The sequence below is a fragment of the Moorella sp. E306M genome, assembly GCF_006538385.1.
In the GTDB taxonomy this organism is placed as follows: Bacteria; Bacillota; DSM-521; order Neomoorellales; family Neomoorellaceae; genus Neomoorella.
On sequence record NZ_BJKO01000001.1, the window covers coordinates 2187558 to 2208383 of the forward strand.

A 20826-nucleotide genomic window follows, 5' to 3' on the forward strand; every position below is an offset into this window, starting at 1 on the left:
CGGTAGCATTGCGAGGGAAATAAGGAGGAGCATTTGGATGACGATAGGGGAAAGGTTAAAGAAGTTAAGGGAAGAGCGGGGCATATCCTTGGAAGAGTTGGCCGACCGGCTGGATATTGCCCCGGACTGTATGGCCGAGGTAGAAAAGGGGACCAGGCGTCTCTCTATGGCCACCCTGACAGAAGTAGCCGGTATTTTCGATGTTGATATTAGTTACTTTACAGAGGAAAATGGGAATAAGGATAAAAATACCGTGGGGGCCAGGCTAAGGCGCCTGCGAGAGCAGAAAGGGATAACCTTGAGCGAATTAAGCCGCCGGTCCGGCGTCTCCCTGGCCCATATCAGCGAGATCGAGCGCTCGCGTTCGACAGCCTCTTTAAAAACTTTAGAGAAACTGGCTGCCGTCCTGGAGGTTTCACCCAGTTCCCTTTTGCGTTCCAGCCAGGAGGATACCCTGGGTAATAAATTAAAGCGCCTGCGGGAAAAGATGGGCCTGACCCAGAAGGAACTGGCCCAGCAGATAGGCATTTCCCACAGCCTTATCGGCCAGATCGAGACGGACCGCATTCAGCCCTCCCTGGCAACTTTAAGCAGCCTGGCCGAAGCCCTGGGAGTATCAACCTGCTATTTCCTCATGGAAGAAGAAGAGGAAGATTTATACCTAGGTTATCGCCTGCCGGCCGACGTCCGGGAGGCCCTGCGACGCCCGGTTCTCCAGGAAGTTGTCCGCGCCCTGGCCGACTGGGGCGAAGTGGAGATCCGGGGTCTTCTTGATTTCCTACATTCATTGAACGAAAACCGGCGTCCTTTAAGTACGGCTGCCGAAGACCAGTATCAAGAAATACGTCGCTTTTTGAGCCGTAGTACAGAAGAAGAGCGCAATCTTGTGCTCAACCTCATCAGGCTCCTGCAGGGCAACTCACGGGAGGAAGAGTCTTAGTGGCCCGGAAAGTACTTGATTGCCGGGGTATGAACTGTACCGGCCCGTTGATGGCCACGGCCAAACAAATGCAAAAACTTAAACCTGGGGACATGCTGGAAGTATGGGTAGATGATCTGGCCTCGGAATTCGATTTACCAGCCTGGTGCCAGCAGGCCGGGCATACTATTGTCAGGAAAGAAATAAGAGACGATTATTACAGCTACCTGATTCGGAAAAAAGGTTCTAGAGCATAGGTGTATTTGCTTTCCCCCTGACCTTGACTACGTTCACCTTACTGCGCCCATAAGGGCCTTTTTATTATGCCTTTTTGTCATACATGGCACGTCTGAAAGCTGATAAAATAAGAGAAGAAAGGAGGGCGAAATAATGGGACAAGCTGATAAAGCTTGCGGGTTGAGCCCCAGGATAGAAAATCCCAAGTTGACCCAGCTTTCCTGCAGTTCCGGGTGAGCGGCCAAAATGGGTCCGGGGACCCTGAATCAAGTACTGCAGTACCTGCCAGTGATGGATGATCCCAACCTCCTGGTGGGAATGAATAGCGTTGACGACGCCGGCGTTTACCGCTTAACGGGCGACCTTGCCATTATCCAGACCATTGACTTTTTTACACCCATTGTCGACGACCCTTATCTCTACGGCCAGATAGCTGCGGCCAATGCTCTGAGCGACGTCTATGCCATGGGCGGTACACCCCTTACGGCCATGAATATCGTAGCCTTCCCCAGCAAGAAGGTGGATATTGCCGTCCTGGCGGAGATCCTGCGGGGCGGGGCCGACAAGGTGTTGGAGGCCGGGGCCGTCCTGGTAGGCGGCCACAGCATCGACGATGAGGAACCCAAGTACGGGCTGGCTGTAACCGGCGTTGTCCACCCCGACAGGATAGTTACCAACTGTGGTGCCCGGCCGGGGGATAAACTAATTCTCACCAAGCCCCTGGGTACAGGAATTATTACTACCGCCATTAAAGCGGAAATGGCTACGCCGGAAGTGGCGCAAGAGGTCAGCCGCTGGATGGCCACCCTGAACCGGGAAGCTGCGGCGGCCATGGTGGCTGTCGGGGTCCACGCCTGCACCGATATTACCGGTTTTGGCCTCCTGGGACATGGCATGGAAATGGCCCGGGGGAGCCGTGTTAACCTGGTTTTCCATGCTCATGCCATCCCGGTCTTACCGCAGGCCAGGGAATTTGCCGCGATGGGACTGGTGCCGGGCGGTGCCTATAATAACCGCCATTATGTTGAAAAGGATGTAAGGATAGCTCCCGGCGTACCGGAAGCACTTCAGGACATTCTCTACGATCCCCAGACATCAGGCGGGTTGTTAATTGCCGTAGCTGCAGATAAGGCGGGGGACCTGATGGCGGCTTTAATGGAGCGCGGCGTCACGGCGGCCGGGATTATCGGGGAAGTGGAAGCCGGGCCGGGCCAGATAACAGTCTTGCCATGACCTGTATCGTCATGGGTAATAACCTAATCGCCGGGACCAGTAACCCTCCTCAGCCCGGGTGATAAATAGGAAAGTGGTCATGACTAAAACCGAACTAACCTCTATACTTACCAGCTGTAGCAGGTTAATACCTGGCGGCAGGCTTGTAGCCTGCCTTTTTTGCTTCTAGTTAGGAATGAAGAAAAAATTTCGGCCGGCAGCAGGAATTTTAAGAGAAATAGCGAACTAAATTTATAAATAGCAAAAATGGTTCCTTCGGCCAGATAGGAGTTTAGCATTCTTGCGAAGAAAGGGGCAAAGGTGCGACGGGAGGAGTATCCTATCCTGGTGTAAAAACGCCCAAAAAGGCATTTTAAAAATAGACTTGGGATTGTGTTAACTATTCTTTGCAGTCTCGGCCGGGGAACGCTAACGATATAATTAACACTTTGCCCCCTCGAGTTCTATCAAATGCATTGCCAGGAAGGAGGCGAAGTTAGATCCCTGCCAATTAGTATTGTCCCTACTTAAAACCTGGCTCCCGCAGCGGGCACGGATTAAAACAAACCAATAAAGGGGGTATTGCTAATGGATTTTAAACCAAAGCAGCCACAAAAAGAACTGAAATATGAAGAGTTACGCATCTATACGGACGAAGAACTGCATAACTACTCGGAAGAAGAGCTTAAGGATTTCAAAATCAAACATGACATTCCTATGTTAGAAGAGCTGGAGAAGGGGCCGTGGCCCAGCTTTGTCACCGACGCTAAACGGGAAGCCCTGCGCCGCAAGAAACTCCCTAAAGATCGTATGATGATTGACCAGGACGTAGTGGACGACTTACTTGGTCAATTGGAATTATCTTTTGTAGACGGGGAAACCCACTGGAAACACGGCGGCATTGTAGGCGTTTTTGGTTATGGTGGCGGCGTTATCGGGCGCTACTCCGATGTTCCCGAAAAATATCCTTCCGTCGCCCATTTCCATACCTTACGCGTCAATCAACCGGCCAGCAAATTTTATAAAACTGACTTTTTACGAGCCCTTTGCGATCTCTGGGAATTCCGCGGCAGCGGTATTTTTAATATGCACGGGTCCACCGGTGACATCATCCTGCTGGGTACCACCACCGAACAGTTAGAACCCCTCTTTTACGACCTGACTCATGAACTGGACCAGGATCTCGGCGGCTCGGGCTCGAATCTGCGCACGCCTTCCTGCTGTATCGGCAAAGCCCGCTGCGAATTCGCCTGCATCGATACCCAGAATTTGTGCTATGAGCTGACCACCCATTACCAGGATGAGCTGCACCGTCCGGCTTTCCCATATAAATTCAAGATCAAGATTGATGGCTGTCCCAACGGCTGTGTGGCTTCCATCGCCCGTTCTGACATGGCCTTGATTGGTACCTGGCGGGACAACATCCGCATCGACCAGGAAGCAGTCCAGGCTTATATCAGGGGTGAAATTCAGCCCAACGGCGGCGCCCACAGCGGTCGCGACTGGGGAAAGTTCGATATCCAGAAGGAAGTTATTGACCTCTGTCCGACCGGCTGTATGGCCATGGAGGACGGCAAGCTGGTAATCAATAACCAGGAATGCAACCGCTGCATGCACTGCATCAATGTCATGCCCAGGGCTTTAAGGCCCGGCGTCGACACGGGCGTCAGCGTCCTCTTTGGGGCCAAGGCGCCGATCCTGGAGGGCGCCCAGTTGGCGGTATTGACCGTTCCTTTTATGAAAGCCGAGCCACCCTATGACAACATAAAAGAGCTGCTCGAGAAGGTCTGGGACTGGTGGATTGAAGAAGGCAAGAACCGCGAGCGTCTGGGTGAACTGATCCAGCGTAAAGGGCTGCCCAGGTTCCTGGAGGTTATCGGCGTCCCGGCTGCTCCGCAGATGGTTAAAATGCCGCGTACCAACCCGTATATATTCTGGAAGGAAGAAGACGTGCCCGGCGGATGGAAGCGCGATATCAAAGATTACCGGCTGCGGCATAAACGATAGAAGGAGGTTGGCAACATGGCGTTATCTCAAGAGCGTTTTGGTAAATACAATCCGGAGAAACCGACGGAAAACAGGATTACCGATATTGGCCCCCGGCACTTCTGGGAGTTTTTCCCGCCGGTCATTCAAAAGAATTATGGTAAATGGCTTTACCATGACATCTTAGAGCCGGGCATTATGGTCCATGTTTCCGAAACCGGAGACAAGGTTTTTACCGTAAGATGCGGTGGCTCCCGTTTTATGACGGCCGAAAATATTCGTGAGATCTGCGATATTGCCGATAAATATTGTGACGGCTATGTTCGTTTCACCACCCGCAATAACATCGAATTCATGGTCACCAGCTATGAAAAGGTAGAGGCATTGAAAAAGGACCTTTTAAGCCGAAAATATATCACGGGGAGTTACAAATACCCTATCGGCGGTACGGGTGCAGGGGTAACAAATATTGTCCATACCCAGGGTTATATTCACTGCCATACCCCGGCTACCGACGCTTCCTCCATGGTCAAGGCTATCATGGACGAACTCATGGACTACTTTACCGGGATGACTTTACCGGCCCACGTCAGGATATCTGTGGCCTGCTGCTTGAACATGTGCGGGGCTGTGCACTGCTCGGATATCGCCCTGCTGGGCATCCATCGCAAACCGCCCATTGTGGACGATAATATCGACTCGATCTGCGAAATCCCCCTGGCCATAGCCGCCTGTCCCGTGGGAGCCCTGTCGCCTGGAAAAACGGAAGACGGGAGGAAAACGATTAAGATTAAAGAAGAACGCTGCATGTTCTGCGGCAACTGCTATACCATGTGCCCCGCTTTGCCCATTGCCGATAAGCTGGGCGATGGCGTGGCCGTCCTGGCCGGCGGCAAGATATCCAACCGTATCAGCGAACCCAAGTTCTCCAAAGTAATCGTCCCCTGGCTGCCCAACAATTTCCCCCGCTTCCCAGAAGTGGTGGCCACCGTCAAGAAGATCATTGAAGTTTATGCCGCTGAAGCCAGAAAGTATGAGCGCATTGGCGACTGGGCGGAAAGGATCGGCTGGGAGAAGTTCTTTGAAAAGTGTGATCTACCCTTTACCGAACATCTGATTGATGATTATCGCCTGGCCTATGATACTTACCGGACCAGCACTCAGTTTAAATATACCCGGGCGGCCTGGGAAGTATCCAAGGCGGCAGGAGGTATTAACGAGTAGGCCTACCTGATGATAAGGGGGTTATGAGCAATGATGGAAGAGATCAAAAAGGCCATTCTCGAATATGCCGAGACCAGTAAAAAGAGCAAGTTTTATTTCAAGGATCTGGAAAAGGCCGTCCAGGCCAAGATCCCGGACGCTAAAATGAGGGACATTAAAAAGGCCGCTACAGAACTGGTTAACGAAGAAAAATTGATCTACTTCTCGACCGGTAGCACCACCATGTATGGTTTAAAGGGAAGGGGCATAACTGAAGAACAGTAAGAAGGAACCTTAAACATCACGTTTTAACGGAGACCCTCAAAGAGGAGAGGCTGCCAGCGATCAAACAGCAGCCTCTCTTTAATATTAACCATATACAGAAAGGGCGAAAGGTATGCCGGAAGCACAAGACTTTGAAGCCTTTATAGCCGGGCAAAAGCGAATACTGGCGGAAAACCCCGGCTGCGCCACAGCTCTCTACAACCTGGGCGTTTCCTATATGCAGCAAGGGAAATGGGATGAGGCAATTGCAGCCTTTGAAGAAGCTATTGCCAGCAGCGGCCGCATGTTTGAGGCTTATGTAAACCTGGGCTACATCTACTGGCAAAAGGGTGAGCTGGAAAAAGTAGTCGAAGCCAACGCAAGAGCCATCGCCATCGAGCCGCGGTATGCCCGTGGTTATGCCAACCTGGGGTTTGCTTATTCCCAGATGGGCAGGACTGAGGAGGCCATTGCTGCCCTGGAAAAGGCCATAGAGTTGAACCCCAGGATCGTCCAGGCATGGAATAACCTGGTCAATTGTTATCTCCAGCAGGGTGACATAGACAAGGCCATCGCCACCGGCCACAAGTTGCTGGAAATTGCTCCGGATTTTGCCCTGGGGCATAATAATCTCGCCTATGCCTATTATTTAAACGGGGATTTTGCCAGGGCCATTGAACACGTTGACCGGGCCCTTGAACTCGGGTTTGAGGTTCACACGGAATTTCTCAAAAAACTGCAACCCTATCGTAAAGGTGAAAGCGGATCACATTCTGGCCAGGGCTTCAGACGCCAGTAGACCCACGGTCTTTTTTTGCAAGGTACCGTTCTCGTAAAAGGTTACTGGTTGCCCGTCCTTAAGGAGGCCCTCCAGCATATCCCTGGCCGCTGTCGCGCCTAAGTTGCCGAGGAGCCAGGCCGTATAGCCCCGGGTTTCAGCATCCGGGTCCTGGAGAAACTGGAGAAAGCGCAAGCTGGCCGGGCGGATGAGATCGGGTTTTACCCGGACAATATTGCTGATGGCCCGCAGGGCCCGGGGCCGAAGGGTTGTGTCAGTGAGCAACTGGTACAGAGCTGGAATGTACCCGGCAAAGGTTTCCGGGATGCTGGCGATAATGGCGCCGGCGGCGTCGATGGCCCCCCAGCATGAAGCACCGGGATCTGTGACAGAGGTTAATAATCGTTGCAGCAGCCTGGCAATGGTTTGCGGATCCTTCTGTGCAATAATGGCAGCTGCTTTACCTAAAATTTCGGCGGCCCGCAAGCGCAGCAACTCATCGCCGCTATAGAGAAGCCGCTGCAGATCCCTGATGAGGCGGCTGTCAGACGTGGCTATTTTTAACAGGGCCTCCACCTGGTATTCCTTTACCAGGGCTTCGATGTCTTTTTTAGTGAACCTCTTTTCGCCCGGGGGTGCCATAGATGCTTTAGAGGAAATGGCGGCGGCCCGCGCCAATTTTTTTTGCACACCTTGAAGGGTAAACTCGAGGATATCCGGGTGCAGTTTAATGAAATAGAGGGCACCGGAGATTCTTCTGCCCTCATAAAACCCGTCGGGAACGATTAAATGCGTTTCATAGTCGTAGTTCTCAACCACTTTTTCCAGGTAATCTTCTTCCGGAAGCAGGCCCCAGGCCAGATCCCAGTCCATGTTACAGCTGAAGACCAGGGCTTCTATGAAAGCCGCTCCCAAGTTGTGGCCGGTTACATCGCAGGCATAGACCGCACCGCAGGAACAGGACCCTACTGGCATTTCGTTCGGCCGGCGGGTAACCTGCTCTTTTGGTCTGGCAACGGGCAACCCGCAAAAGGGGCAGGTCGGTTTGAAGGCAAGCTCGCGCTTCATTTACGTTACCATCCCATCGTTTTCCCTGCTCTTAATCTTCAGGTCCCGGGATATCCAGGGTCATACAGTTGCTGCCAGGGCTGCAGGATTTGGCCGTGAGCTTTGGTTTTTGCTCACCCTTTCCCGAACGGGTGATAAAGTTAACCCGGCTGATTACCCTCTCCAGGGACTGGGATTGGCATTCTGGACACTGAAGTTCGACCTTTTCGTGCATGCTGGCAAAATGCTTTTCAAAGAGTTTCCCGCACGCCAGGCAACGAAATTCGTAGATAGGCATTCTTTGTCCTCCAAAAATGACTCTTTTTTAGGTTCGTTTTGTTTATTGTAACAATGCCAGAGATTAACGTCAACAACCGGCATCTTCAGGATAAACTATCCCTGCTTGCCGGCGATTATGATATAATGTGTGCAGGTGCCGGGTAGAAAGGAGACAGGTATGGATATCAGTACCATAGCGCCGCTGATTGGCGCCTGGGCGAAAATGCAGGCCACTGCGGCAGGTAATACCGGGAGCCTTAAGGATAGCTTCAACATACTTTTTTATCTAATGCTCCTGGCGCAACTGGAAGAGGGACAATCACCGGCAGTAGGGGTACCCCCCCATAACTCTCGTCATGGGGAGCGCAGCTCGCCAGCGTCTGGCTTTAAGGACCTCATCAGCCGGGTGGCGGCCAGGTACAACCTGCCGGCAGCCTTGCTCCAGGGGGTAGTGGCGGTGGAGTCCGGCTTTAATCCCCAGGCGGTATCACCGGCCGGAGCCATGGGGCTCATGCAGCTCATGCCGGCGACAGCCAGGGCCCTGGGGGTGACAGATCCATTCAATCCGGAAGCCAACCTGGACGGCGGCGCCAGGTACTTAAGGCAGCTGCTGGACCGTTTTCAGGGAGATCTTACCCTTGCCCTGGCAGCCTACAACGCCGGCCCCGGCGCCGTTAAACGCTACGGCGGCGTTCCCCCTTACCGGGAAACGCAGGCCTATATCCAGAAGGTTCTGGCCGCCGCCCGCAGGTTTGAAGGCCTGGCCTGAAGCTAGACATAGCTGTGGGCGCCGGGAAGGAGCAGTGAGACGCCAAACAAGGTGAAGAGTACTGCCAGAAAGCCCACGATGGCCATAATGGCGGCCCTTTTCCCCCGCCAGCCGTATGTTTTCCGGGCGTGGAGATAAGCGGCGTAAATCAGCCAGGTAATCAAGGCCCAGGTTTCCTTGGGGTCCCAGCCCCACCACCTGCCCCAGACCTCTTCGGCCCAGACGGCCCCTGTGATGAGAACCATGGTCATAAAGGGGAATCCTACTGCTACCGACCAGTGGAGGAGGTTATCGAGCTTCGCCAGGGAAGGCAGGATACTTTCACCGATGCCATCGTATCCCTTTTCTTTAAGCAGGTAAATAAGACCCAGGCAAAAGGAAAGGCCGAAGGCGCCGTAAGCAATGATGGCCGTAAGAACATGAAACTGCAGCCAGACACTCTGCAGGGCTGGCATCAGAGGCCTGGGGCCGGAAGATAAGGTGTTGCTATAGGAAAGGATAATTACTTCCAGAAGCGCTACTAGAACCGTTAGCAGGTCTGATTTTATCATCCAGCGAGAGATAAGATAAAACAGGAGTATGCCCCAGGCAAATAGGAGGACAAATTCATATAAAGTAGCAAAGGGGAGCCTCCCGGCGGCAATACTGCGCAGCACCAGGGCCAGGGTCAGGGAAGCAAAGGACATGATGAGGGCCGCCTGGGCCAGGGGAGAGGTAAATCTATTAGAACGCCACAAGGTGATCAGGCTTAATATTACGGCCGCCAGCAAAAAAATATAGGTTAGAAGATTGAAATTAGCTTCCATAGCTTAGCGCCACCTCTCATGCTTTTCCGGTACCAGGTACCTGATAATCAAACCCACCAGCAAGATGAAAAAGCCGGCGTAAAGTACACCAACGCCGGGGTCTTTTTTGATCTCAAGTCCCGTGTAATAACGGTAGCCGGAAAAGGTAACGGGATAACCACCTACTGCCTTTGTCTCCTTCTCGGCCAGCACTTCTTTCGCCTTTACTTGTTGATCCTGGAAAAGCATAGCCACCAGCCTGGGGTTATTTGGCAGGGGTGAACGTGAATGTAACCTGCCCCCCTGTTCATCAAAATCAGGAATAAAGAAAAAGACCAGCCTTACATTTTTGCCCGGGTCGATGTCGAGACCCCGGCCACTGGGCAGGTCAAAAGGTACTGCTTTACCGTTAATAACGGCCTGTCCCCGGGCCAGCCAGCCGTAACTGGTCTGGTAAATTTTCAAACCCTTAAATTTTAAAGGACGGTTTACCTGGATGTCCCGCTCAATTTCCTGGCCGTCAGCTGTTTTAAGGGAGACGCTGCTAATGTATTGCCTGGGCTGGAGGTTTTCGTAATATTCAATTTTAAATTCCCTAACTCTTAAGGCGTAGCCCGGGAAACCTCTGGCGGTCAGGTCGAGGCTGTCGCCGGTGCCGATTTCGACATAGGCGTGCTGGGCCATAACGCCGGATATGACCGCCCCGGTCAGGATAACCAGGATACTTAAGTGCAGCATGACTGACCCCCAGCTACGCAGGTCCGGAGCTTTCTTGATCCGCCGCAGAGAGCAGGCCAAGATATTGACGGCTAGAAGTGCCCCGAGGGTCATAAACCACCAGCTGCGGTATAAATGGTCCAGGGACAGGAGGACAATCAACCTTCCCGGTACTTCTCCGTAATAAGCGCGGTAGAACCCCGCGGGCTGGCCCTGGGGAAGGAAGCTCCCCAGGGAAGCCAGGACTCCCAGAAGCAATAAAAGCAAAAGTCCCAGTTTCATGGATGATAAAAAGGCAAAATGCGGGCGTTCCCGGTTGTTACCGGACAAAACCATCACCCCGGTTTTAGAATGAGTATACACCAGCGACCGTACAGTGGTCAACGGGAACAGGCCGGCATCAGCAGACATTTTTATAAGTACAAAAAATATTTCTACCAGCAGCAGGAATTTTAAGAGAAATAGCGAACTAAATTTATAAATACCAAAAGTAGTGCACCGGTGAACGAAGGGATTGAGGGGAGTTTGTGAAAGACGGCAGAAATAATATTTTGCCAGATACCCACGAAATTTTAACCCAAAGGAAAAGCGCCATTTTACAAAAGTGGTATCAAAGAATCCTGAACTCTTACCCCGCGGAAACGGCCCGGTTTTTGCGGGAAGAACAGGATCCTTTCGCCAATCCGGTGGGGACGACAATCTATCATGGACTAGAGGGCCTTTACGAGGAAATCCTTGCAAAGATGGACGCCGGCAGGGTCAGGGACTATCTTGATAGTATTATCAGGATCAGGGCGGTCCAGGACTTTTCTCCTTCTCAGGCCGTCGCCTTTATTTTCCAGTTAAAGCATGTCCTCAAGGAGGAACTGGCCGGTGAAATCCAGGAAAAGGGCCTTTCTTTGGAAGGATTAGAAGCCCGTCTTGAAGAGCTGGCACTCCTTGCCTTCGATATATATATGCAGTGCCGGGAGCAGCTCTGGGAAATCAAGGTCGAGGAGATTAAAAACAGAACCACCAGGTTACTGCAGAGGGCTAATCTGAATATAAATCTTCCGTGATTGAGAAGGTGGTAAAATGGCCTCGCTACCGAAACCTGATGAACTACTGGCGATAAATTATAAACCGCCGCGAACGGGGTGGATGGATACCCCGGTAAAATTCAGGCGCGGCACCTACCTTTATGGCGCCAAACCCAAAAATCTGGAAGCCGTCGGCCTCCCCAACCCCCGGGAATGGTCCCCGGAGGACGAGGATTGGAAACTCCCGGAAAACTGGCGGGAAATTATCCTGGAAGGCCTGAGGGAACGGCTGGGGCGGTTCCGTTCCTTACAAATTTTTATGGATGCCTGTGTGCGCTGCGGCGCCTGTGCCGACAAATGCCACTTCTTCATCGGCACCGGGGACCCCAAGAATATGCCGGTCTTGAGGGCCGAACTGCTCCGCTCGGTGTATCGCAAGGATTTTACGACGGCAGGCAAGCTCCTGGGGAAACTCTTCGGAGCCAGGGAACTGACCCTGGACGTCCTGAAGGAATGGTACTACTACTTTTTCCAGTGCACTGAATGCCGCCGTTGTTCAGTTTTTTGCCCTTTCGGCATCGATACGGCGGAAATCACCATGATCGCCAGGGAGCTCCTCAACCTGGTGGGATGTAATATCGACTGGATCGCCGCCCCGGTAGCCAACTGCTACCGGACGGGAAATCACGTCGGCATTGAACCCCACGCTTTTAAAGATATGGTTGAGTTCTGTGTCGACGAAATTGAAAATATCACCGGTATCAGGGTGGAACCGACTTTCAACCGCAAAGGTGCCGAAATCCTCTTCATTGCACCTTCGGGCGACGTTTTCGCCGATCCTGGTACCTATACCCTCATGGGTTACCTGATGCTTTTCCATGAAATCGGCCTTGACTACACCTTCAGCACCTACGCATCTGAGGGTGGCAACTTCGGCATGTTTACTTCCCATGAAATGATGAAAAGGCTCAATGCCAAGATGTATGCCGAGGCAAAACGGCTGGGGGTGAAATGGATCCTGGGCGGCGAATGCGGCCACATGTGGCGGGTCATCAACCAGTACATGGATACCATGAACGGTCCGGCCGATTTCCTGGAGGAACCGGTTTCCCCCATAACCGGGACTAAGTTTGAAAATGCCAGGTCAACCAAGATGGTCCATATCGTGGAATTTACGGCTGACCTTATCAGGCACAACAAAATTAAGCTGGATCCCAGCCGCAATGACCACCTGAAAGTAACCTTTCATGACTCCTGTAACCCGGCCCGGGCCATGGGGCTCTTTGAAGAACCGCGCTATATCCTTAAAAATGTCTGCCGGAATTTCTTTGAGATGCCGGAGAATACCATCCGGGAGCAGACCTTCTGCTGCGGCAGCGGGTCGGGACTCAATTCCGATGAATACATGGAAATGAGGATGCGCGGCGGTTTCCCCCGGGCTAACGCAGTAAAGTATGTGCGGGATAAATACGGCGTCAATATGCTGGCCTGCATCTGTGCCGTTGATCGGGCCGTCTTCCCGGCCCTCATGAACTACTGGGTACCCGGCGTGGCAGTTGCCGGCGTCCACGAGCTGGTCGGCAACGCCCTGGTAATGACAGGGGAAACTGCAAGGGAAACAACCTTGCGCGGGGAACCTTTACCTGTAAAGGGGAAGGAGGAGAACGGCGGTGAATGATTCCCGTTACATTTTTACCGGTCTGATTGTGTTTATAGTTTTGATGACCTTCCCCTTCTGGGCCAATGCAGGCAAAGAGGCCCCGGCACCGGCCCCCAGCCTGGACACAACGGTCATCCAGGAGTTACCGGAGAAGCAGTGTGTGGAAGGGACGGAATACATGCGGGCCAATCACATGAAGTTGCTGGACGACTGGCGCACCCAGGTTGTGCGGGACGGCAAAAGGATTTACGTGGCTGACAACGGCAAGGAGTACGAGATGAGCCTGGAGAAGACCTGCCTGCAATGCCATGCCAATAAGGCCCAGTTTTGCGACCAGTGCCATACTTACCTGGATGTGCAACCCGACTGCTGGACCTGTCATATCGAGCCAAAGGAGAGTAAGTGATGGAAACGAGCAGGAGAAATTTCTTAAAAGCCGGTGGTGCATGTCTCTTGGGGCTCACCATCTGGCCGGCAGTTAAAAGCTTCGCTGGCAACAACACGGATGATATAGCGCCTCCAGAAGCCCCGGCCGGCAAGAAGTGGGGCCTGGTCATCGATATGCAGAAGTGCTGGCCGCAATATCAGGAAGGATGCCGGAAGTGTTTCCTGGCCTGCCAGAGGGCCCACAACATACCTGATATTGCCAATAAAGAAGAGGAAATCAAGTGGATCTGGACGGAGCCCTTTGAAAACGCTTTTCCGGAGCAGGAGCATGAGTACCTTACCGCCAGTATCAAAGGCAAACCCTTTATTGTGCTCTGCAACCACTGTGAAAACCCGCCCTGTGTGAGGGTCTGCCCCACAAAGGCAACCTTTAAACGCCGGGACGGTATCGTTATGATGGATTATCACCGTTGCATAGGCTGCCGCTACTGCATGGCTGCCTGCCCTTACGGCGCCAGGAGCTTTAACTTCAGCGACCCGCGGCCTTTTATTAAAGAAATAAACACGGCATATCCCACCCGGGAGAAGGGTGTCGTGGAAAAATGCAATTTCTGCGTCGAGAGGATTGACACCGGCTTACCGCCGGCGTGCGTCGAAGCATGCCCGGTGGGGGCACTGATCTTTGGAGACCTGGACGACCCCAACTCTGAGGCGAGAAAGATACTGGCCAGCCGTTATACCATTCAGCGTAAACCCGAACTTGCGACCCACCCCAGCGTTTATTACCTCGTCTAGAACGGCTTCCTGGATGGGAATTTCTCAAGATGGCATTGGACGACGGTCCCCGGCCGTCGCTGATATACGGGAGAAAATGAGGCGGAGGAAGGGTAGATATGCTGGTAAAGGCTTTAACTGGGAGCAAAAGATACTGGGGCTGGATAACCCTTTTACTCGTCCTTATCGGGACCGGTTTTACCTGCTACCTCTGGCAGTTGGATAAAGGGCTGACCATTACCGGTATGAGCAGGGATGTTTCCTGGGGGCTGTACATCAGCCAGTTTACCTTCCTGGTGGGGGTGGCGGCCTCGGCAGTCATGGTCGTCCTGCCTTATTACCTGCATAATGTCAAAGCCTTCGGCAGGATTACCATCCTGGGAGAGTTCCTGGCTGTTGCCGCCCTGATCATGTGCCTGCTGTTCGTACTAGTCGATGTCGGTAAGCCCATGCGAATTCTTAATATGATCTTCTATCCCACCCCCAACTCGATGTTTTTCTGGGATATGATCGCGCTGAACGGGTACCTCCTTTTAAACATCATTGCCGGCTGGCATGCCCTGGAGGCAGAATATAAAGCCGTTCCGCCCCCGGCCTGGACAAAGGTATTGGTTTATATCTCCATCCCCTGGGCTGTTAGCATTCATACGGTTACGGCCTTCCTCTACGCCGGCCTGCCGGGCAGGCACTACTGGCTGACGGCCATTATGGCGGCCCGCTTCCTGGCGTCGGCATTTGCTTCCGGTCCGGCCCTGCTGATCCTGCTGTGCTATATCATTAAACGGGTCAGTAAATTTGATCCCGGCAGGGAAGCTATCCAAAAGCTGGCGGCAATAGTCACCTACGCCACCATCGTCAGTACCTTTTTTATCGGGTTGGAATTTTTCACCGCCTTTTACAGCCAGGTACCGGCCCATGGTATATATACCCTCAAGTACCTCTTTGCCGGCCTGGATGGTCATAGCAGGCTCGTTTCCTGGATGTGGGCCTTTGCCATCCTGGTGGTTTTCGCCCTGGTGCTTTTGATTAACCCAGGAACGCGTACCAGGGATAGTTACCTCCAGTTAGCCTGCGCGGCGGTTTTTGTTTCCATGTGGATTGAAAAGGGAATAGGTCTGGTCATTGGCGGCTTTGTCCCCAATCCCTTTGAAAGGGTTACCGAGTACGTGCCCACTCTGCCGGAAATCTTAATTGCTCTGGGCGTCTGGGCAACCGGCTTCCTGGTACTTACCTTTCTGTATAAAATAGCAATTAGCGTCAAAGAAGAGACAGTCTAGCGGAAATGAGGGGTAAAGCAATGGGAATGGCATTTTCCTTTTTTGGTGTCATCGTTCTCATGCTGGTAGTTTATCTCGGTGCGGGATTGGCAGGGTGGCACTACCTGTTTGGGGTTATCATACCCTATGCCGCCATCGCCATATTTTTAGCAGGCATGGCCTACCGGGTCATAAAGTGGGCGCGGGTGCCGGTACCTTTCCGGATACCCACCACTGCCGGGCAACAGAAATCCCTGCCCTGGATTAAGGCGAGCACATTTGACAACCCTTCCAGCACTGCCGGTGTGATAGGCAGAATTGCCCTGGAAGTATTGTTCTTCCGCTCTCTGTTGCGAAATACCAGGATGGAATTACACCGGGGTCCCCGGCTGGCCTATCATTGGGAAAAGTGGCTCTGGTTGGGGGGGCTGCTGTTTCACTGGTCCTTCCTGATTATTTTCCTCCGCCACCTGCGCTTTTTTACCGAGCCGGTGCCGGCCTTTGTTTCCTGGCTGGAAGCCATCGACGGCTTTTTCCGCTTCGGCCTGCAGGGGCTTTATATAACTGATATAGTTATTTTAGTTGCTGTGACTTATCTCTTTCTCAGGCGGGTGGTTATTCCCCAAGTGCGCTATATCTCCCTCCCTGCCGACTACCTCCCCCTCTTTTTGATCCTGGGAATAGCTAGCACAGGCATTCTCATGCGCTATTTTTTCAGGGTAGACATTACGGCAGTTAAGGAATTGACTATCGGGCTGGTGACCTTCAGACCCAGGGTCCCGGAAGGAATTGGCGTTCTTTTCTACATCCACTTATTTCTCGTGTGCATCCTGGGTGCCTATTTCCCCTTCAGCAAGCTGGTACACATGGGTGGAATTTTCCTCAGCCCTACCCGCAACCTGCCCAACGATAGCCGCGCCAGGAGGCATATCAACCCCTGGAATTACCCGGTCAAGGTTCACACCTATGAAGAGTACGAAGAAGAGTTCAGGGAAAAAATGAAAATGGCCGGCCTGCCGGTAGAAAAGGGTTAGAGGGGGTTAACGCGCAATCTCCCCGTTAAAAACCGGGAAGAGCGCGTTTTATTTTTATTCCCCCCTTGTCATTTAACATGATATGTGCTAATTTTATGTTAAGGTATCCCATATACCATATAGAGCAGAAGGATTTTTATTTTAACAACAGAGGCGGGAGCGCCTCGTGACGGTAAGTTCCCACTAACGGCGCAGGGTGGAAAAAGCCCACCCACACTTCTCACCTCTTACACCAAATTTACGCAAGGAGGGGATATGATGGAAAGCATCCTTGAACCAATCGACCTGCAGAACTACCAGCCTGTGCGCCAGGAAGCCTACAATGCTTTACGGGAAGCCATCCTCACCGGCCGCCTGGAACCAGGCACCCGCCTGGTGGAAAGGAAAATAGCCAAACAGCTGGGCGTCAGCCGCACGCCGGTACGGGAGGCCATCCGTAAGCTGGAGCTGGAAGGCCTGGTCGAGCACCTGCCCCGGCGTGGAGTGGTGGTCGCCCGTATGTCCACCCGGGAAGCTTGGGAAGTCTACAGCATCCGGGCCGTCCTGGAAGGATTGGCCGCCCGACTGGCTGCTGAACATATTAATCCGGTTCAGCTAAAAAGATTAAACGAGCTTGTTAATGCCATGGAAAAGGCCTGTGACGAAGACGATCATGAAAGGTTGCAGGAACTGCACCTGGAGTTTAATAAAATCATCTGTACGGCTGCTCAGAGTCCTCGCCTGCACCAGATGATTGATAACCTGGTAGACTATATAGTAGGCTTTACCAGGGTCGGTTACAGTGTCCCAGGCCGGACGAGGGCTGCAACTAGGGAGCACCGGGAGCTGCTGGAAGCCCTTAAGAAAGGTGACGGCGAAAGGGCGGAAAGAATTGCCCGGCAGCATATAGAAAATTCCCGTCAAGCCTACTTCCTTCAGCTAGCCTTAAGGGATCAAAAAAATACCAGATATTAACGAAAAAGTTTTGATTAACCAGCAGGAATCTCTGACGAAGCGTTGAATAATTATAAACGTAAACACAAGGTATACCAGTAAATTTAATACCCATTCTGTTGGTGGTCTTAAATAACTAACGAAAAAGCATAAATTCGACAAGCTATAAAATTTAGGACCATAAAGGTGCAGTCGATTTTATAAATACTATAAAAAAGGTATACCGTATACCAATTAACATAAACGGCGAGGGGACGCATTTATGGCCGAAGCTGGGGTTAAGCTCCGTGTCTGCGAAGGTATGGTTGAAGACGCTCGAAAAGGTATTGCCAGAGTACTTTCCGACGTGATGGAAGAACTGGGCCTAAAGCCCAATGATGTGGTAGCCATAACCGGCAAGCGGACAACGGTGGCCAGGATAATGCCCGCCTTTCAAGAGGGGTGCCCGCCTGGGAACATCCAAATGGACGGCATTTTAAGACAAAATGCCGGGGTAGGTATTGGTGAAGGCATTACCCTTACAGGACAGGAGTGGCAGCCGGCCCGGACTGTCATCCTGGCACCGGTGCTCCCGGGCTGGACCCTGGCCGGTGAACATGAGATTATTCATTTGAAAAAACATTTAATTGGCCGCGCCGTAATGCCCGGGGACCAGGTAACCATCCCCCAGTTTACCGGTGGCGATGAGGCCTTTACTGTCGAAGGGGTGGCACCCCGGGGTGCGGTAGTTATTACCCGGGATACGGCGGTACGCTTTAAAGGCGGCGAGGACACGGAAGGCCGGGGCCAGCGGGTGACATATGAAGATATTGGTGGCCTGGCCAAAGAAGTCCAGCGGGTCCGGGAAATTATCGAACTACCTCTGAAATACCCGCAATTGTTTCACCGGCTGGGTGTGGAAGCGCCGAAGGGTATTCTCATGTACGGCGCTCCCGGTACGGGCAAAACCCTCATTGCCCGGGCCGTAGCTTCCGAAACTGATGCCCACTTCATTCATGTCAACGGCCCGGAGATAATGCATAAATACTACGGTGAAAGCGAAGCCCGCCTGCGCCAGGTTTTTGACGAGGCCAGGAAAAAGGCGCCGAGCATCATTTTCCTGGATGAGATTGATGCCATCGCGCCCCGCCGGGCCGACGTCCACGGCGATGTCGAAAAGCGCGTGGTCGCCCAGTTGCTAGCTTTAATGGACGGGCTGGAATCCCGCGGCAATGTCATCGTGATCGCAGCCACAAATATACCCGACCTGGTGGACCCAGCCCTGCGGCGCCCAGGCCGTTTTGACCGGGAGATAGCCATTAACGTACCCGACCAGCGGGGCCGGCGGGAGATTTTGCAGATTCACACGCGGGGTATGTCTCTGGCAGGAGATGTCTCCTTAGATCGACTGGCAGCCATAACCCACGGCTTTGTGGGTGCTGACCTGGCCGCCCTCTGCCGGGAAGCGGGTATGTACGCCTTGCGCCGCGGCCTGGCCCGGTTCCAGCTCGGTAAAAATTCCCTAGACAACCTGGAGCTCCAGGTAACTATGCGTGACTTCCTGGATGCCCTGGCAGAGGTAGAACCCTCAGCAACACGGGAGTTCGCCATGGAGATTCCTTCGGCCGGGTGGCGGGATGTAGGTGGCCTTGCCGAGATTAAAGAGCGCCTCCAGGCCATGGTCCAGTGGCCCCTGCTGTATCCCGAGCTTTTCCAGCAATTTGACTTGCCGGCACCAAAAGGCATCTTGCTTTCCGGGCCGCCGGGCACCGGTAAGACACTGGTAGCCAGGGCCCTGGCCCGAGAAAGCGGGATAAACTTTATCCCTGTAAACAGTTCCCTCCTCTTTTCCCACTGGTGGGGGGAGGCAGAAAAAACACTGCATGAGATTTTTCGCAAGGCGCGCCAGGCCTCTCCCTGCCTCCTATTTTTTGATGAAATCGATGCCCTGCTGCCCGCCCGTAAAAGCGGCGAAGGGAGCAACATTGGCAGCCGCCTGGTATCCCAATTTTTAATGGAACTTGACGGCCTGGAGGACCTGCGGGAAGTTATTGTCCTGGGGGCAACTAACCGGATTGACATCCTCGACCCGGCAGTCCTCCGGCCCGGACGCTTTGACCAGATCCTGGAGTTTCCTTATCCGGACCAGGCGGCCCGGCGAGAAATATTTGAGATTTATTTACGCTCCCGGCCGGTGGAGCGGGGCTTAAATTTAGACAACCTGGCCCAGGCAGCTGAAGGGCTGGTGGGCTCAGAAATTGAAGCCGTGTGCAAACGGGCAGCTTTACTGGCTGTAGCCGAAATAGTGAAGGGTGATTCGGTTGGCGAACCGGGGCGGGGTATTATTAAAACTCGCCACCTGGAGCAGGCCCTGGCTGAAATCCAGGAGGAAAAACACCAGGCGCGGACCGGGGTGGATAACCGCAGTGTCCGCCCCGTCTGGAATAATGTTATTCCCGGAGCAGTGACCAGGATGGGGAGGTGAGGCTGGAAGACAAAACAGAAACTTTTAAAGGCAGCGGCCGGACCGACTCCCACTGCAGCTTTTGGAAGGCCCGGCCACCGGCTGCCAGGAAGGCTCCCGGTCATGGGAGACCCCCCTTTTGCTGACATTTAAACGCAAGAAAGGAGGAACGTCAATTGTCCACCCAAGAACTCTTTGCCGAACCCAACCTAAAGCAGATTACCGTTTGGGCCCGCGGAGTGGTCATGAATAAAGACGCCCGCGACGTAGTGGTGGCTTTAACGGAAGCTGCTGCTAAAGAAGGCAAATATGTGCAAGCGTGGGAGAACTATGTCGATCTCCCCGACCGTATCTATGTACCGGTACGGGCTTACGCCCGCATCAGCAGCGATCCCATTGAAAGCAAATACGTTTACGAAAATGAGAATCCCGATATTGTCGTTGTCGTTGAGGAAGCCCTGGTCAAGGGTGTCCCTATCTTGAAGGGTATCAAGCCGGGCGCCACCCTGGTGGTTAATACCAGGCGTAGCATTGATACCATTTTGGAATTCCTGGGCGATACCGGAAACCTGGCCCGGATTGTCACTGTGGATGCCAACAGCATGGCCCAGGCCGTCATGACCCTATCCGGGGCTGAAGGAGCGACTGACGCTACCGGTATTGGCGCTGGTATAGCCGCACCCATTGCCGGAGCTGTTGTCAAGGCAACCGGTATTGTAGATATTGATAACCTGGCAGCAGTAGTCAAAAATCCTGCCGCCATGCGCCGGGGTTATGAGGAAGCCCAGATAAGGGAGCTACCGGCCCATGAAGTGGTAGAAGAAGTAGCCGTAACGGCGAAAGAGCTATTGAAGCAAATGCCCTTTGCCGGTACCGTTCCTTCCCCGCAGGTAGAAAATGAAGGCATGGTTACCGGTAACTGGCGCATTCAGCGACCCGTCCTCAACCAGGAAGCCTGCACCCAGTGCTGGACCTGCTGGATCTCCTGCCCGGATTCCTGCATTGCCATGTCCGACGATGGACCTGCTTTTAACCTCAAATATTGCAAAGGTTGCGGTCTCTGCACCGCCGTCTGTCCGAGCGGTGCCATATCCCGCGTTCCAGAATTAGATTTTAAAAATTAA

At 53.1% G+C, this 20826-nt stretch carries 21 protein-coding genes; 17 read left to right on the forward strand and 4 right to left on the reverse strand.

Annotated features, from left to right (window positions below):
- Positions 1 to 37 precede the first annotated feature (37 nt).
- The 7 genes from FLZ89_RS11285 to FLZ89_RS11315 all read left to right on the forward strand — a co-directional run bounded on the left by FLZ89_RS11285 (position 38) and on the right by FLZ89_RS11315 (position 6620).
- Positions 38 to 940: a helix-turn-helix domain-containing protein gene (locus FLZ89_RS11285; RefSeq protein WP_141265044.1), complete on the forward strand. Its 903-nt coding sequence runs from the start codon at positions 38 to 40 to the stop codon at positions 938 to 940.
- Positions 940 to 1176 (forward strand): sulfurtransferase TusA family protein, encoded by a 237-nt coding sequence (locus tag FLZ89_RS11290; protein WP_141265043.1) that lies wholly within the window; start codon positions 940 to 942, stop codon positions 1174 to 1176. The genes FLZ89_RS11285 and FLZ89_RS11290 overlap by 1 nt, the downstream gene beginning before the upstream one ends.
- Before the next feature lie 172 nt (positions 1177 to 1348).
- Positions 1349 to 2389, forward strand: a complete 1041-nt coding sequence (gene selD, locus FLZ89_RS11295; protein ID WP_216363945.1) for a selenide, water dikinase SelD — start codon at positions 1349 to 1351, stop codon at positions 2387 to 2389.
- A 567-nt stretch (positions 2390 to 2956) separates the two neighbouring features.
- Complete coding sequence (gene dsrA, locus FLZ89_RS11300) at positions 2957 to 4375, forward strand: dissimilatory-type sulfite reductase subunit alpha (protein ID WP_141265041.1); 1419 nt, start codon at positions 2957 to 2959, stop codon at positions 4373 to 4375.
- Between the two features lie 15 nt (positions 4376 to 4390).
- Positions 4391 to 5578 (forward strand): dissimilatory-type sulfite reductase subunit beta, encoded by a 1188-nt coding sequence (gene dsrB / locus FLZ89_RS11305; protein ID WP_141265040.1) that lies wholly within the window; start codon positions 4391 to 4393, stop codon positions 5576 to 5578.
- 33 nt (positions 5579 to 5611) lie between these two features.
- Positions 5612 to 5842, forward strand: a complete 231-nt coding sequence (locus tag FLZ89_RS11310; protein WP_172613721.1) for a dissimilatory sulfite reductase D family protein — start codon at positions 5612 to 5614, stop codon at positions 5840 to 5842.
- A 112-nt stretch (positions 5843 to 5954) separates the two neighbouring features.
- Positions 5955 to 6620: a tetratricopeptide repeat protein gene (locus FLZ89_RS11315; RefSeq protein WP_141304986.1), complete on the forward strand. Its 666-nt coding sequence runs from the start codon at positions 5955 to 5957 to the stop codon at positions 6618 to 6620.
- Here FLZ89_RS11315 and FLZ89_RS11320 read toward each other — a convergent pair.
- Both FLZ89_RS11320 and FLZ89_RS11325 read right to left on the reverse strand, forming a co-directional pair.
- On the reverse strand, positions 6588 to 7667 hold the full coding sequence (locus FLZ89_RS11320; RefSeq protein WP_141304987.1) for a DVU0298 family protein: 1080 nt from the start codon (positions 7665 to 7667) through the stop codon (positions 6588 to 6590). The genes FLZ89_RS11315 and FLZ89_RS11320 overlap by 33 nt on opposite strands.
- 31 nt (positions 7668 to 7698) lie before the next feature.
- The gene (locus tag FLZ89_RS11325; protein ID WP_141265036.1) at positions 7699 to 7944 is read right to left on the reverse strand and encodes an FmdB family zinc ribbon protein; all 246 of its coding nucleotides are present in this window, start codon (positions 7942 to 7944) and stop codon (positions 7699 to 7701) included.
- Between the two features lie 135 nt (positions 7945 to 8079).
- Here FLZ89_RS11325 and FLZ89_RS11330 point away from each other — a divergent pair, with 135 nt between their 5' ends.
- Positions 8080 to 8694, forward strand: coding sequence for a lytic transglycosylase domain-containing protein (locus tag FLZ89_RS11330; RefSeq protein ID WP_253256470.1), 615 nt, complete (start codon positions 8080 to 8082; stop codon positions 8692 to 8694).
- Between the two features lie 2 nt (positions 8695 to 8696).
- On the opposite strand, the gene ccsB is transcribed toward FLZ89_RS11330, so the two are convergent.
- Both ccsB and FLZ89_RS11340 read right to left on the reverse strand, forming a co-directional pair.
- The gene (gene ccsB / locus FLZ89_RS11335) at positions 8697 to 9500 is read right to left on the reverse strand and encodes a c-type cytochrome biogenesis protein CcsB (protein WP_141265034.1); all 804 of its coding nucleotides are present in this window, start codon (positions 9498 to 9500) and stop codon (positions 8697 to 8699) included.
- A gap of 3 nt (positions 9501 to 9503) precedes the next feature.
- Positions 9504 to 10607, reverse strand: coding sequence for a cytochrome c biogenesis protein ResB (locus FLZ89_RS11340; protein ID WP_141304988.1), 1104 nt, complete (start codon positions 10605 to 10607; stop codon positions 9504 to 9506).
- Between the two features lie 140 nt (positions 10608 to 10747).
- Between FLZ89_RS11340 and FLZ89_RS11345 the strand changes: the two genes are divergently transcribed.
- From FLZ89_RS11345 to FLZ89_RS11385, 9 genes are all read left to right on the forward strand, one after another.
- Positions 10748 to 11254, forward strand: coding sequence for an RsbRD N-terminal domain-containing protein (locus FLZ89_RS11345; RefSeq protein ID WP_216363889.1), 507 nt, complete (start codon positions 10748 to 10750; stop codon positions 11252 to 11254).
- Positions 11255 to 11270: 16 nt separating this feature from the next.
- Positions 11271 to 12893: a sulfate reduction electron transfer complex DsrMKJOP subunit DsrK gene (gene dsrK / locus FLZ89_RS11350; RefSeq protein ID WP_141265032.1), complete on the forward strand. Its 1623-nt coding sequence runs from the start codon at positions 11271 to 11273 to the stop codon at positions 12891 to 12893.
- On the forward strand, positions 12886 to 13281 hold the full coding sequence (gene dsrJ / locus FLZ89_RS11355) for a sulfate reduction electron transfer complex DsrMKJOP subunit DsrJ (protein WP_172613579.1): 396 nt from the start codon (positions 12886 to 12888) through the stop codon (positions 13279 to 13281). The genes dsrK and dsrJ overlap by 8 nt, the downstream gene beginning before the upstream one ends.
- Positions 13281 to 14057 (forward strand): sulfate reduction electron transfer complex DsrMKJOP subunit DsrO, encoded by a 777-nt coding sequence (gene dsrO, locus FLZ89_RS16415; protein ID WP_141265031.1) that lies wholly within the window; start codon positions 13281 to 13283, stop codon positions 14055 to 14057. Before dsrJ ends, dsrO begins: the two co-directional genes overlap by 1 nt.
- Positions 14058 to 14155: 98 nt before the next feature.
- Positions 14156 to 15313 (forward strand): sulfate reduction electron transfer complex DsrMKJOP subunit DsrP, encoded by a 1158-nt coding sequence (dsrP, locus tag FLZ89_RS11365; protein WP_141265030.1) that lies wholly within the window; start codon positions 14156 to 14158, stop codon positions 15311 to 15313.
- 20 nt (positions 15314 to 15333) lie between these two features.
- On the forward strand, positions 15334 to 16326 hold the full coding sequence (gene dsrM, locus FLZ89_RS11370; RefSeq protein WP_141265029.1) for a sulfate reduction electron transfer complex DsrMKJOP subunit DsrM: 993 nt from the start codon (positions 15334 to 15336) through the stop codon (positions 16324 to 16326).
- Between the two features lie 258 nt (positions 16327 to 16584).
- Positions 16585 to 17280 carry a GntR family transcriptional regulator gene (locus FLZ89_RS11375; protein WP_141265028.1) on the forward strand — a complete coding sequence of 232 codons (696 nt, stop codon included), beginning with the start codon at positions 16585 to 16587 and terminating at the stop codon, positions 17278 to 17280.
- A 241-nt stretch (positions 17281 to 17521) separates the two neighbouring features.
- On the forward strand, positions 17522 to 19723 hold the full coding sequence (locus FLZ89_RS11380) for a CDC48 family AAA ATPase (RefSeq protein ID WP_141304989.1): 2202 nt from the start codon (positions 17522 to 17524) through the stop codon (positions 19721 to 19723).
- 155 nt (positions 19724 to 19878) lie between these two features.
- Positions 19879 to 20826 (forward strand): oxalate oxidoreductase subunit delta, encoded by a 948-nt coding sequence (locus FLZ89_RS11385; protein WP_141265026.1) that lies wholly within the window; start codon positions 19879 to 19881, stop codon positions 20824 to 20826.

Excerpts from the sequence above, each read along its gene's own strand:
- ccsB (WP_141265034.1), bottom strand. The coding sequence starts at position 9,500 with ATGGAAGCTAATTTCAATCTTCTAACCTATATTTTTTTGCTGGCGGCC.
- dsrM (WP_141265029.1), top strand. The coding sequence starts at position 15,334 with ATGGGAATGGCATTTTCCTTTTTTGGTGTCATCGTTCTCATGCTGGTA.
- dsrB (WP_141265040.1), top strand. The coding sequence starts at position 4,391 with ATGGCGTTATCTCAAGAGCGTTTTGGTAAATACAATCCGGAGAAACCG.
- FLZ89_RS11340 (WP_141304988.1), bottom strand. The coding sequence starts at position 10,607 with ATGTCTGCTGATGCCGGCCTGTTCCCGTTGACCACTGTACGGTCGCTG.
- dsrO (WP_141265031.1), top strand. The coding sequence starts at position 13,281 with ATGGAAACGAGCAGGAGAAATTTCTTAAAAGCCGGTGGTGCATGTCTC.
- dsrK (WP_141265032.1), top strand. The coding sequence starts at position 11,271 with ATGGCCTCGCTACCGAAACCTGATGAACTACTGGCGATAAATTATAAA.
- FLZ89_RS11285 (WP_141265044.1), top strand. The coding sequence starts at position 38 with ATGACGATAGGGGAAAGGTTAAAGAAGTTAAGGGAAGAGCGGGGCATA.
- FLZ89_RS11375 (WP_141265028.1), top strand. The coding sequence starts at position 16,585 with ATGGAAAGCATCCTTGAACCAATCGACCTGCAGAACTACCAGCCTGTG.
- dsrA (WP_141265041.1), top strand. The coding sequence starts at position 2,957 with ATGGATTTTAAACCAAAGCAGCCACAAAAAGAACTGAAATATGAAGAG.
- FLZ89_RS11320 (WP_141304987.1), bottom strand. The coding sequence starts at position 7,667 with ATGAAGCGCGAGCTTGCCTTCAAACCGACCTGCCCCTTTTGCGGGTTG.
- dsrP (WP_141265030.1), top strand. The coding sequence starts at position 14,156 with ATGCTGGTAAAGGCTTTAACTGGGAGCAAAAGATACTGGGGCTGGATA.
- FLZ89_RS11310 (WP_172613721.1), top strand. The coding sequence starts at position 5,612 with ATGGAAGAGATCAAAAAGGCCATTCTCGAATATGCCGAGACCAGTAAA.
- FLZ89_RS11380 (WP_141304989.1), top strand. The coding sequence starts at position 17,522 with ATGGCCGAAGCTGGGGTTAAGCTCCGTGTCTGCGAAGGTATGGTTGAA.
- FLZ89_RS11315 (WP_141304986.1), top strand. The coding sequence starts at position 5,955 with ATGCCGGAAGCACAAGACTTTGAAGCCTTTATAGCCGGGCAAAAGCGA.
- FLZ89_RS11325 (WP_141265036.1), bottom strand. The coding sequence starts at position 7,944 with ATGCCTATCTACGAATTTCGTTGCCTGGCGTGCGGGAAACTCTTTGAA.